The following is a 13,266-nucleotide window of genomic DNA, read 5'->3' as shown; positions in this document are numbered from 1 at the left end:
ATCTTTAATCAACCTCCAAAAAACAAATCAACTATATTCGATGCTGTCGAAGTTTTCTTATTATAAAACTCAGAATAACCACATTTCTTGCAAAAAACTACCGTAAAGCTGTTGTGCTGGATATCCATAATTTTTGATAGACCTGTTCCAGTCATAGCCACATCTTTTGTGCCGGTATCTCTGCTTCCACATTTAATACAACCTTTTTCGCTCATCATTTTTCACTCCTCAATAAATTCTCTTTAAATATCTACGATTAAAAAGTTTAAAAGATTCAAATATAAATTTGATTGTTGTTAAAATATTCAAAAGTATCACGCAAATTTGTTACAATAGAGATATGTAAAAAGTAGGGAGTGATGATATGCTCCAATTTAAAGAAATTATTACGCCAGTTGATTTTATTGTTACCATAGAAACAACTCTAAAAGAAGCGATTACCCTTATGTACCAAAAGAAGTGGAACCTTTTGCCTGTTACAGACTCAAGCAGACATCCAGTCGGAGTTTTTACCCGAAGCAGCCTGCATCAAATGGTGACAGAAGAAACCCCACTTTCAACTCCAATTAAACATTACATAAAAAAGCAGGTTGAAAAGATAAGTGTTGATACGCCATATGAAAAAATTGAAGAAATCGTTAAAAATAGTCAGGTTGGAACAGGTGTTGTCGTTGATAAGCTTAATCGAGTTGTCGGCATCCTGACGAAAACCGATATGGTCATGTCCCTTCTGCAAACCTCACAAGAGCTGCAAACGATAAAAAAATTAAAAAGAACATTGGAAACAGCGATTGACCATGCTTTTGATGGAATTGTCATGACGGATGAAAAGAAAGTCATCACGATGGTCAGCCCGCCGCTTCTGGAATTGTTCAATCTTCCATTGGACGGGGTACTGTACAAGCCAGCCCTGAAGGTATTGCCGCAGCTGGATTTAGAAAAGGTTTATGAAACGGAAACAGCGGAGGTTAGCGGGTTTTTAGAAATCAATGGGATTAAATATATCGTTCATCGCATCCCCATCCTTGAGGATGAAAAAGTCATTGGGGCAATTGGCAAGGTTGTCTTCCGACAATTGAACGAGGTAAGCGAATTGTTCAAAAAGCTGCAAAAGGCGGAGAACAAAGCAAATTTCTATCATCAGCAATATCAGAAATCGGAAACAGCCCGGTTCACCTGGGAGCATATTTTAAGTACGGATCCATTGATGGAAAAATTGAAGAAAAGTGGAGCGAAGGCGGCGAAAGGCAGATCAACGGTGCTCATTCGCGGTGAAAGCGGCACAGGAAAAGAATTGTTTGCCCATGCTATTCATAACAGTAGTGCGAGAAGCTCGGGTAAGTTTGTCGTTGTGAATTGTGCAGCGATTCCTGAGGATTTGCTAGAATCTGAGTTTTTTGGCTATGAAGAAGGTGCATTTACCGGTGCAAGGCAAAAAGGTAAACTTGGAAAGTTTGATCTGGCCAACGGAGGAACACTTTTTCTTGATGAGATTGGCGACATGTCCTTATCCTTGCAAGCCAAGTTGCTTCGCGTCCTTCAAGAGCGGGAATTCTATCGAGTTGGCGGAACAGCCAAGATAAAAGTAGATGTTCGAATCATTGCCGCAACGAACAGGAATTTAGAAGAGATGGTTAAAGAGGGTCTTTTTAGAGAGGATTTATATTATCGCCTAAACGTCATTTCGCTTCATATTCCACCCCTTCGAAATCGTCCATATGATATTGACCATTTAATCAGTCAGTTTATGATTGAATTCAATCAAATTTTAGGCACAAGCATTACAGGAATCGAGAATCAAGCAAGAGAAGTGATGCTTAGCTATGAATGGCCTGGAAATGTCCGCGAATTACGGAATGTCATGGAACGGGCAATGACATTTTCCGAAACTGGAAAAATTAAATACGAGGACCTTCCGGATTATTTAATAAAGAAGGTTCCAATTAATGAACCTGCCCTAAATGTGTCTATGGTGGAAAATGCTGAACTCGAGGCAATTAAAAAAGCACTTGTGCAGGTACAGGGAAATAAAGTGAAAGCAGCCAGATTGCTAGGGATTAGCCGCTCTGGATTATATGAAAAAATTAAGAAATATAAACTAGTATAAGAAAATTTGGGGGAAATTTCTTCTCGGTAATGGGAAAAGATCGGTGTCCATATATTGGACACTTTTTGTATATGGTGTATTTTTGATATACAAAATAGTGACTTGATTGGTACATGCAATGGTTGTTGACTTAGTTTTTGGAATATTGGCATAATAATTGCATACTTAAGATAGAGATTATTTTTAATTAGGGGGGTCCCTTGAATGAATATTGGAAGTCTCTTGTCACAAAGTGCCCGCAAGTTTCCGGAATTACTAGCAATCGAATGTGAAGGAAGAAGCTATACGTACCACGAGTTTAATGAAGAAGTAAACAGACTTGCTCATGGACTGCTGCAGCAGGGTGTGAACAAAGGTGACAAGCTTGCTTTAATGATGAAAAACTCCGACCACTTTGTCTTTACCTTTTTTGCAGCTGCTAAAATTGGCGCTGTCGCAGTCCCGGTGAACTTCCGTTTGACTGCTACAGAGGTTCAGTACATTTTGGAGCAATCAGATGCAGCCTTTATCGTGTGCGATAAAGAATTTGAACAAATCATTGCCGAAGCCAAACAGAGGACAGATGTCCGGAGGGTTATCACGGTAGGCGAGCCGGAAACATTGGGTTTCTATTCTTATGAAAAAATATTATCTGACCGCACTGTTGAGCCGGAAATTGAGGTTTCCGAGAAGGATGATGTCGAGATTTTGTACACCTCGGGTACAACAGGACGTCCAAAGGGAGCCCTCTTTGATCATAGTCAAATTTTTAAAGTTGGAATTTCTGTCGTCATAAATATGGAAATTAGCCAGCACGAGCGGATTCTCCATTTAGCACCGCTGTTCCACTCGGCACAATTGAACCTATTCCTTATATCCGGGGTTGCCCTTGGTGCCACCCATATTATCCATCGCGATTTTCATCCGGTTAAAACTCTTCAAGCGATCCAAGAACATAAAATTACTCATCTTTTTGCTGTTCCAGCCATGTATAACTTTCTTCTTCAAGTGCCGAATGCAGGTGATTACGATTTAACTTCCATTAAGAGAGTCGGTTACGGTGCCGCACCCATGGCGCCAGAGGTTGTTAAAAAAAGCATGGAGCTATTTAAAACGGATCAATTTTATAATCTTTGCGGCTTGACCGAAGCGGGGCCGGGCGGAATTCTCCTTGATCCGGAGGGACATAAGCAGCATCTTGGCAAGGGCGGAAAGCCAATTTTCATGACCGAAACAAGGGTTGTTAATGAGGAAGGGAAAGATGTCCTGCCAGGAGTGATTGGGGAGTTTATTGTCCGCAGTCCGATGGTGATGAAGGAGTATTATAAAAAGCCGGAAGAAACGAAGAGCACACTGAAGGGTGGCTGGCTTTATACGGGCGACTTGGCAACGATTGACGACGAAGGCTATATTACGCTAGTTGACCGGAAAAAGGACATGATTATCTCGGGCGGGGAAAATGTATACTCCGTTGAGGTGGAAGGTGTTTTGTATGAACATCCAGCAGTGCTTGAAGCGGCGATTATTGGCTTGCCGGATGAGGTTTGGGGCGAGGCTGTCTGTGCTGTCATCGTACCTAAAGAAGGTGCTGTGATTGATGAGCAAGAATTGCGGAACTTCTGTCGTGAAAAGTTAGCTGGTTATAAGGTTCCAAGGCGGATTTTTATGGAACAGCAGCTGCCGAGAAATGCCTCTGGGAAAATACTAAAATATCAGCTGCGCCAGAAAATGAATCAGGTGAGTAGTGAGAAGTTAACGTAGTCCCTAGAGGGCAGATTTGTTCATAATGGCCCAAACTTTGTTTATATCCTCTTTAAAATTGTTCATATCGACTCAAAGTTTGTTCATAACCACATGAAAATTGTTTATATCGTCATAAAATTTGTCCATAAGACATTAATCAGAAATATCTGCGCATAAATGAAAGCGTTTCAATAATAAAAAGTGAGGTATATCGAATGAAACACCCATACCTAAACGAAGATCACGAAATTTTCCGCCAATCCTTAAGAAAGTTTTTGGAAAAAGAAGCATATCCCTTTTATGAACAATGGGAAGAAGACCGAATGATTCCCCGTTCTTTTTGGCGGAAAATGGGCGAGCAGGGATTCCTCTGCCCCGATATTGACGAAAAATACGGGGGGAGTGAGGTTGATTGGGGATTTGCCGTTGTTATTAACGAGGAGCTGGAGCGCGTTGGTTCTGGATTAATTGGCATCGGGCTTCACAATGATATCGTTGTGCCGTACATTACCGCTTATGGGACCGAGGAACAAAAGCAGCGCTGGCTGCCGAAGTGTGTCACCGGTGAAATCATTACTGCTATCGCGATGACGGAACCAGGAACAGGCTCTGACCTCGCAAACATCAAAACAACTGCCAAGCTTGACGGTGACCACTATATTGTAAATGGCCAGAAGACGTTCATCACAAACGGCATCCAATCAGATCTAATTGTTGTTGCGGTTAAGACTGACACGCAAGCGGTCCCCAAGCACAAAGGTGTTAGCCTGCTCGTCATCGAGCGTGACTCCCCTGGGTTCTCCAGAGGAAGGAAACTGAACAAAATTGGGCTCCACTGCCAGGATACAGCTGAATTGATTTTTGAAGACTGCCGTGTTCCAAAAGAAAACCTGCTTGGGGAGGATGGGAAAGGCTTCCTTTATTTAATGGAGAAGCTCCAACAGGAACGGCTTCTTGTCGCGATTGGGGCGCAAACGGCGTCGGAAGTTATGCTCAAAATGACCATTGACTACGTGAAAAGTCGTGAAGCGTTTGGAAAAGCGGTTAGCCAATTTCAAAATACGCAGTTTAAAATTGTTGAAATGGCGACTGACGTTGAAATGGGCAGGGCATTCTTGGATCAGTTAATAGCCGAGCATATCGAAGGGAAAAACGTCGTAACGAAGGTTTCAATGGCAAAATGGAAGCTAACTGACATTGCCAAAAGAATAGCCTCTGAATGTATGCAGCTCCATGGCGGCTATGGCTATATGGAAGAATACGAGATTGCGAGAAGATTCCGTGATATTCCTGTCTCTAGCATTTACGCTGGTACAAATGAAATTATGAAAACGATTATTGCTAAAAATTTAGGATTATAGAAAGGAAGATGGAGATGCGTGAAGTAGTCATTGTTGAAGGGGTTCGTACCCCGGTAGGAAGAAGAAATGGTGTGCTAAAGGATATCCGTCCGGATGATCTGGCAGCACTAACATTAAAGGAACTAGTAAACCGTGCTGGCATTAATCCTGCACTCGTTGACGATGTCATTTTAGGCTGTGTGACACAAGCGGGAGAACAAGCAGGCGATATTGCCAGAGTCGCAGCATTAATCGCGGGGTTTCCAATAGAGGTGCCAGGCACCACGATTGACCGTCAATGCGGGTCAAGCCAGCAGGCTGTTCATTTTGCCGCCCAGGCTATCCTTGCCGGCGACATGGATGTTGTTATTGCTGGTGGTGTTGAAAGTATGTCCCGTGTGCCGATGGGTTCCAACTATAAAGGGGCAGAAGTACGGTTTAGCCCAAATTTAAAGTCGAAGTACGAAATGATTCATCAAGGCTTGTCCGCAGAACGGATTGCCGAAAACTACGGTTTTACCCGTGAACAGCTTGACCAATTTTCGCTTGAAAGCCATCAAAAAGCACTAAAGGCGCAAGAGGAAGGATATTTTGCCAGAGAAATTTTTCCACTTGAAGTAACACTTCCAGATGGAACAGCTGCTGTTATCAAAGATGATTCAGGACCAAGAAAAGGGACTTCACTGGAGGCTTTGGCAGGTTTGAAGCCGCCCTTCAAGGAAGATGGCGTCATTCATGCGGGTAACGCTAGTCAAATTAGTGACGGAGCGGCAGCTTTGCTACTCATGTCTCGCGAAAAAGCGGAAGAACTCGGTTTGAAACCGCGCTTCCGTGTTCATACCCGTGTAGTGGTGGGCTCAGATCCAACCATGATGCTGACCGGGCCGATCCCCGCCACGCAAAAGGCACTGGAAAAATCAGGACTATCGATTGATGATATTGATGTTTTTGAAGTAAATGAAGCGTTCGCTCCGGTACCGCTTGCCTGGTTGAAAGATACAGGTGCTAATCCAGCGAAACTTAATCCCAATGGCGGTGCGATTGCCCTTGGTCATCCATTAGGAGGAAGTGGTGCTCGGTTAATGGTGACAATGATGCACGAACTAGAACGCACCGGAGGCCGATATGGATTGCAAACGATGTGCGAAGGACACGGCATGGCAAACGCGACGATTATTGAGCGGATAGATTAAGATTTAATCGTAATAAAAATTAGTTTCGCAAACAAATCAGTGGGTTTCACAAACAAAGCATCCAGTTTCGCAAATAAATCAGTGAGTTTCGCAAACAACTCATTCAGTTTCGCAAATAAAAAAGTAAATCCAGCAAATAAACTTTCTTTTTCAAGAAAATTAGTTCGGTTGACCTTAAAAACCAAAAACAGAGGAAAATTCACCTGAATTCTTTTAAGAAATTGCGACATTTAAGTGTTTTGTAATCAGAAATTCAATAAGGCAATCGGCCTACCCCCGATTGCCTTCTCAAACCCAAAAATGGAGGCGAAACAATGACCACAACAATCGGAAAAATCTTTGATTTAACGGTAAAAAGGTTTCCAAACAAGGATGCCCTGTATGATGTTCGAAAAAATGTCCGCTACACCTATAAAGAGTGGAGCAATCAGGTCAACCAGCTCGCCAATGCCTTGTTAAAAGAAGGCGTTAAAAAGGGCGACCGCGTTTCTACGTTTATGTTCAATACCGAAGAATTAGGAACTGCATTTTTTGCATGTGCCAAAATTGGAGCTATTTTTAATCCGATTAATTTCCGGCTGACATCGGAGGAAGTGGCCTATATTTTAGCAGATGCCGCCCCTAAGGTTGTTCTTTTTGAAAAAGCGTTAGAGCCAGTTGTGTCGGCGATAGTGAACCGGTTTGACAAAATTGCTTTCTGGTTCATTGATGATGGCAAACCGGAGTATGCCGCCAGCTATCAAGAAAAAGTCAACTCCTCATCAACTGAAGATGTACATGCCGAAGTAAATGAGAACGACATCTATGCATTTATCTATACAAGTGGGACAACCGGAAGACCAAAAGGAGTGATGCATAGCCATCGCAATATGGTCGATCAAAGTTTGCTCTGTAATGCAGCACAGAAACTTGAAGCAGAGGATGTAGGTCTCGTGACTGCACCAATGTTCCATTGCGCCGAGCTTCATTGTGCCTTCCTGCCGAGGGTGCATATAGGGGCAAAAAATGTCATCCTGCACCAATTTAATCCAAAAGCAATCCTTGGTTTAATTGAACAAGAAAATATCACAAAGTTTTTCGCAGCACCAACAATGTGGAACATGCTCCTTCAGGAAGATTTAAGTCAATATGACCTTTCAAGCTTGAAACTTGGTTTATATGGTGCGGCTCCAATGGCGCCATCACTGGTTCATGCTTTGCATGACCGTTTAGGCATCTCACTGATTCAAGCCTATGGGATGACGGAAATGGGTCCAGCCATTACTTTTCTATCGGCAACTGACCAGCTGAGAAAAGCAGGTTCTGCAGGGCAAGCAGCACTAAGTCACGATATTCGCGTCGTCCGCACTAGAGAAGACGGACCATCAGAGCCTGATGATATAGTACCAGCAGGGGAAACCGGTGAGATTATTGTGCAAGGGCCATGTATGATGATCGGCTATTTCAATCGTGAGGAAGCGACAGAAAAAGCTTTGTATAAAGGCTGGTACCATTCGGGCGACATTGGGTATCTCGATGAAGATGGTTTCCTTTTTGTCAATGACCGTGTCGACGATATGATCATTAGCGGCGGCGAAAATATTTACCCGCGAGAGGTTGAAGATGTTTTACACGCTCACCCGGGTGTACTGGATGTCGCGATTGTCGGGCAGCCGGATGACCGCTGGGGTGAAACCGTTACTGCTTTTGTTGTAAAAAAGGATTCAAATGTCACTGAACAAGAATTGGATGAATTCTGCAAAGATAGTGATAGTCTTGCAAATTATAAACGACCGCGTAAATACGTTTTCTGTGAGGCCTTGCCGCGAAATGCCAGTGGGAAAATCATGAAATTTGTCCTGAGAAAACAACTGGAGGAGTTATTTACTCCCGGTTCAACGAATTCGTAGGAAAGGGTCCTGATTATGCTAAAAGGTGTTAAGGTCATTGATTTTACAAACTATCTGCCAGGCCCTTTTGCGACGTTGCGGTTAGCAGAATTGGGTGCGGAAATTATCAAGGTGGAACCGCCTAGCGGGGATCCCGCTCGGAACACTGGAATTTCTAAACAGGGCACGGGGATTGTTTTTCTAGCAAACAATCGACAGAAAAAAAGCATCACCCTAAATTTAAAGGAAAAAGTGGGAGTCGAAACGGCGCTAAAACTGATTGCGAATGCCGATGTGGTTATCGAAAGTTTCAGACCGGGTGTGATGGAAAAACTCGGATTGAGTTATGATGCTGTACGGAAGGTGAAGCCTGATATCGTCTACTGCTCTATTTCCGGATATGGACAGAATGGAATCCTTAGCAAGCTTGGCAACCATGACATCAATTATATGGCTTTAAGCGGAGTCTTAGCACAGTTAAAGGATTCACAAGGCAGGCCAGTCCATCCATCCATCACAATAGCTGATTATTTGGGCGGGTTTGCCGCAAATGAACGCATACTTGCTGGGCTGGTCTCCCGCTTTTTGAGTGGACAAGGAAGCTACCATTCTATTTCCATCACTGATCAACTGGCATCATTGCTTGGGAACCATGTCATCGTGGAAAAAGAAACCGGAGAGGGCACAGGCATTAATGTCCTTAACGGAAGCATTATTTCATACGCCATCTATGAAACTATGGATGGAAGGTATATGAGCTTGGGAGCACTGGAGCCAAAATTCTGGCAGAACTTTTGTCTGGCACACAGGCATGAAGACTGGATAGAGGCCCATTTTTCAAAAACGGATGCGGCTAACCTTGTCTTTAAAGAAGTTACAGCCCTTTTTAAAGGAAAAACCTTCTATGAGTGGATTGAGTTTGCCCAAAAGGTAGATTGCTGCATGGCGCCAGTTCTTGAGGTAGGGGAGTTAAACGAAAACCCATATTTCAAAGAGAAGGAGCTTATATTTGCTTCATCTTGGGGTGATTATCAAGTTAAAATGCACAGTGACGTCGAACAGGGAACAATTGCCCCTCCGCCTAAAAAAGGCGAGCATAACGATGGAATATTGAATGGCATCCTGATTTGAAAGGGAGTTTAGACTGTCGAGGATAAATCGGCAGTCTATTTTTTTTAGTAATGATTTCAGTAAAAAAGAGATCTTTTTTAGTTCAAACACAGTTATTTTCTTCTTGACTTAGAGTCAACTCTAAGTTGTAGCATGTGAATAGGAGGTGTAATGGAATGTATAATATTTCAGAAGTTGCCAAGGAAACTGGATTTACCGCTCATACTTTACGGTACTATGAAAAAATTGGCCTATTGTCGTCACCAATTAGGCAGGGTGGCAAGCGGCTGTATACAGCTGGCGATATTCGTTTGCTGCAGTTTATGAAGGTGTTAAAAAATACCGGAATGTCGTTAGAAGATATCCAAGAATTTTTATTGGATGGATGTCTTTTGGAAAGTGAGGAATCTGAGCAAGAAAGAACCCCGAAGGTACAAAAACGAATGGACATATTGCTAAAGCATTTAGTTACTTTGGTGCAACAAAAGAAAGAAATCGAGATGGTCATCGGGTTAACAGAAGAAAAGCTGGTAACCTATCGAGAAATGTTGGCCGGAGGACGAAAAAATGAACGGTAAAGTGTTTGGGATGTTACTAGGTTTTTCCATTGTTACAGGCGCCACATTTAACCTTGCAAAGTACGCTGTTCATTATTTCTCAGCCGCCAGTGCTGCAGGCTGGAGATTTGGTATTGCTGCTATTGCGATGCTTTTGATCATTTTGATCCAAAAGAAAGTAAAATGGGCCGTGATTCGAAAAAATAGCATAATTTACACTTTATTAGGGGTCATTGGAATTTTCGGCTTTAATGCCTTTTTCTTTTTTGGAATGAAACATACTTCTCCATTAAATGGGGCATTAATTATGGCTACAAATCCGCTGGCTACAACCATTTTGGCTTACTTTATTCTAAAAACACCAATAACCAAAAGACAAACAGCAGGAATTATTTTTGCCCTTTTTGGAGTAATATTGGTTTTAACTCATGGGTCCTGGGAGATTATTCGTACGCTCTCCATTTCAAAAGGTGACATGCTGATTTTGTTAGGGAATGTGTGCTGGGCGTTGTATGGGGTATTGGGGCGGAAGTATTTAAAAACTAGTTCTTCCTTGGAGACTACCACCTATACAATGATTGTCGGTGCTGGATGCCTCGTTCTTTTGGCGCTATTTTCACCAAGTCCGCAACCACTATCATCTATTACGATATCTGCCTGGGGTGCCATTTTATTTATGGCCATTTTTACAAGCGTGTTAGGTTATCTGTGGTGGAACAAAGCAATGGAGGTCATTGGGGTGGGAAAGACCTCAATCTTCTTTAACCTCGTTCCTGTAGTCACAATGATCCTCTCCATCATGACCGGAACGCCAGTGTCAATTATTCAAGTGATTGGAACAATAATGGTTATTTTGGGTGTTCTAACATCCTCAGGTTTTCTTAAGTTTGGAAAGAAACACAAGTATCACCTAATAAGGAAACCAGCTAGTAAAAACGCTTGAGGTTATGTTTTGCTCTCAAGCGTTTGAAGTTTATTCGATAATTTTCTTAACTTCGTACCCATTTTTCTTAAAATAAGCTAGAATTCCATTTTCACCTTCTAAGTGTCCGACCCCCTACAGCCGCAAAATAAATATCTCCACTGCGAATATACGATTCAAATTTTTCCACCCACTCTTTGTTTCTATAATAAAGACTAAATCAAAGAAGGAAAAGCGGTATAATAGGAATAGCTAAATAGACTTTTTGGAAAATGAAAGGAGAGACCATCTTGTTTGAAAAAGCACTTCCATTACTAGAATCACATTTTGGCTATAGCGCCTTTCGTAACGGCCAAGAGCAGGCAATCCGTTCGGTTTTAGCCGGCAGCAATACCATTTGCGTTATGCCGACGGGCGGCGGTAAATCCATCTGTTATCAAATTCCTGCCCTCGTCCTACCGGGTACCACAATTGTTATTTCCCCATTGATTTCTTTAATGAAGGATCAAGTAGATGCCCTCATTCAAGCAGGAATTCCAGCTGCATTTATTAATAGCTCATTAAGTTATAGTGAAGCAAATGAACGAATCCGGGATGCAAAGCAAGGGAAATACAAGCTATTATACATAGCACCAGAAAGATTAGATTCATATGAATTTGTCGAAGACTTGAAAAATATGGATATCCCATTAGTCGCAGTGGATGAAGCACACTGTATTTCACAATGGGGCCATGATTTCCGCCCGAGTTACCGCCATATTCAACAAATGGTTAAAAGCCTGCCGCAGCGGCCGAATGTCCTAGCGCTAACAGCAACGGCAACCCCAAGAGTACGTGAAGATATTTGCCACCTATTAAACATTGATGAAAGAAATACGATCATCACTGGGTTTGAACGGGAGAATCTATCTTTTTCGGTTATTAAAGGACAGGACCGGCAAAAGTTTCTCTTGGATTATCTTAAAAAGAATGAACAGGAAGCGGGCATCATTTATGCGGCAACAAGGAAGAATGTCGACCAGCTTTATGAAAGGCTCAAGAAGGAAAAAATCAATGTTGCCCGCTACCACGCAGGGATGGGCGATACAGACCGTGCTCGTGAACAGGAAAGGTTTTTAGAAGATAAAGCATCTGTTATGGTTGCTACATCCGCCTTCGGGATGGGGATTGATAAGAGTAATATCCGATATGTCGTTCATTACCAAATGCCAAAAAATATGGAGAGTTATTATCAGGAAGCAGGCCGTGCCGGACGTGACGGGTTGGACAGTGAATGTATCATGCTTTATTCCCCGCAGGATGTGCAGGTACAGCGCTTTTTAATTGACCAATCAAGTGACCGAAGCCGGATCACACAGGAATTAGAAAAACTGCAGCAGATGGCCGATTATTGTCATACCGAAAATTGCTTGCAAGAGTTTATTTTAAAATATTTTGGCGAAACAGAAACAGATTCTTGCGGCAGATGCGGCAATTGCTTGGATTCTCGTGTTAGTATCGATGTGACGAAGGAAGCACAAATGGTGATGTCTTGTGTGATTCGGATGGGGCAGCGCTTTGGTAAAAACATTACCGCACAAGTGTTAACGGGTTCGAAAAATAAAAAAGTTACCGAAATGGGCTTTGATCGGCTCACGACCTATGGAATTTTGAAGGATCAAGGGGCGAAAGAGGTTAGTGATTTTATTGAATTCTTAATTTCACAGGAGTTAATTGCGATTGAACATGGGCAATTTCCGACGATCTATGTTTCTCCAAAAGGAAAAGACGTTCTTTTAGGGAATGAGCCGGTTTATCGCAGAGAAGCCGTGAAGGTGAAACAGGTTTCGAAGAATGATCCGCTGTTTGAAGAACTAAGGGATGTTCGCAGAAGGATTGCGGAAACGGAGAAAGTGCCGCCATTCGTGATTTTCTCTGATGCTGCAATTAAGGATATGTGTGCCAAGCAGCCGAAAACAAACGAAGAATTTTTACAAGTCAGCGGTGTCGGGGAGCATAAGCTGAAGAAATACGGACTTGAATTTATTCAAGCCATTCGTGCTTTTTTAGAGACCAATCCGGAATATCAGAGCGATATTCAAGCAGCACCAGCAGCACCGAAAAAGGCAGCTAAAAAAGCGACGGTTGGAGAAACGCATTTGGAGACCTTGGCATTAAATCAAAAGCACTTGTCGATAGAGGAAATAGCTGAACAACGTGAGCTTGCTGTCAGCACAGTGGAAAGCCATTTGCTTCAATGTGCCCAACAGGGATTGGATGTCGACTTTTCTAGGCTTGTTCCAAATGAATACTTGCCACTTTTAGAAAAGGCCGTGGAAGAAGCTGGGCGTGAACGGCTAAAACCGATTAAGGAACTTCTTCCAGAAGAAGTCAGTTATTTCATGATTAAAGTCTATGTTTATTATTTAAGTAAAAAGAAGTGATGAGTGGCTGGCATTTTGCCAGCC

General features: G+C 42.5%; 10 protein-coding genes. 9 read left to right on the top strand and 1 reads right to left on the bottom strand.

The features are described 5' to 3' along the window. Nucleotides 1-8 precede the first annotated feature (8 nt). Nucleotides 9-215 (bottom strand): zinc ribbon domain-containing protein, encoded by a 207-nt coding sequence (locus ACIQXV_RS02910; protein WP_402956310.1) that lies wholly within the window; start codon nt 213-215, stop codon nt 9-11. Between the two features lie 149 nt (nt 216-364). On the opposite strand from ACIQXV_RS02910, the gene ACIQXV_RS02905 reads away from it, so the two are divergent. The 9 genes from ACIQXV_RS02905 (at nt 365) to recQ (ending at nt 13,242) form a co-directional block, all read left to right on the top strand. Next, complete coding sequence (locus ACIQXV_RS02905) at nt 365-2,107, top strand: sigma 54-interacting transcriptional regulator (RefSeq protein WP_402955794.1); 1,743 nt, start codon at nt 365-367, stop codon at nt 2,105-2,107. Between the two features lie 204 nt (nt 2,108-2,311). Beyond that, entirely contained in the window at nt 2,312-3,847 is a 1,536-nt protein-coding gene (locus ACIQXV_RS02900; protein ID WP_402955791.1) for an acyl-CoA synthetase, read from the top strand. A gap of 197 nt (nt 3,848-4,044) precedes the next feature. Then, nucleotides 4,045-5,190, top strand: coding sequence for an acyl-CoA dehydrogenase family protein (locus ACIQXV_RS02895; protein ID WP_402955788.1), 1,146 nt, complete (start codon nt 4,045-4,047; stop codon nt 5,188-5,190). Nucleotides 5,191-5,204: 14 nt separating this feature from the next. Further along, nucleotides 5,205-6,362 (top strand): thiolase family protein, encoded by a 1,158-nt coding sequence (locus tag ACIQXV_RS02890; RefSeq protein WP_402955785.1) that lies wholly within the window; start codon nt 5,205-5,207, stop codon nt 6,360-6,362. A gap of 314 nt (nt 6,363-6,676) precedes the next feature. Beyond that, nucleotides 6,677-8,251 carry a fatty acid--CoA ligase gene (locus ACIQXV_RS02885; RefSeq protein ID WP_402955782.1) on the top strand — a complete coding sequence of 525 codons (1,575 nt, stop codon included), beginning with the start codon at nt 6,677-6,679 and terminating at the stop codon, nt 8,249-8,251. A 15-nt stretch (nt 8,252-8,266) separates the two neighbouring features. Further along, the gene (locus ACIQXV_RS02880) at nt 8,267-9,361 is read left to right on the top strand and encodes a CaiB/BaiF CoA transferase family protein (RefSeq protein WP_402955779.1); all 1,095 of its coding nucleotides are present in this window, start codon (nt 8,267-8,269) and stop codon (nt 9,359-9,361) included. 155 nt (nt 9,362-9,516) lie between these two features. Further along, a complete protein-coding gene (locus ACIQXV_RS02875) occupies nt 9,517-9,918 on the top strand; it encodes a MerR family transcriptional regulator (protein ID WP_402955776.1) in 402 nt (133 codons plus the stop codon). Next, complete coding sequence (locus tag ACIQXV_RS02870; RefSeq protein ID WP_402955773.1) at nt 9,908-10,840, top strand: DMT family transporter; 933 nt, start codon at nt 9,908-9,910, stop codon at nt 10,838-10,840. Before ACIQXV_RS02875 ends, ACIQXV_RS02870 begins: the two co-directional genes overlap by 11 nt. Before the next feature lie 269 nt (nt 10,841-11,109). After that, nucleotides 11,110-13,242 (top strand): DNA helicase RecQ, encoded by a 2,133-nt coding sequence (recQ, locus tag ACIQXV_RS02865; RefSeq protein WP_402955770.1) that lies wholly within the window; start codon nt 11,110-11,112, stop codon nt 13,240-13,242. Nucleotides 13,243-13,266 lie beyond the last annotated feature (24 nt).

Source organism: Neobacillus sp. NPDC097160 (genome assembly GCF_044762155.1).
Classification (GTDB): Bacteria; Bacillota; Bacilli; order Bacillales; family Cytobacillaceae; genus Neobacillus.
The sequence above is the reverse complement of the archived record's forward strand: the minus strand, read 5'-3'. Positions and strand labels throughout refer to the sequence as shown.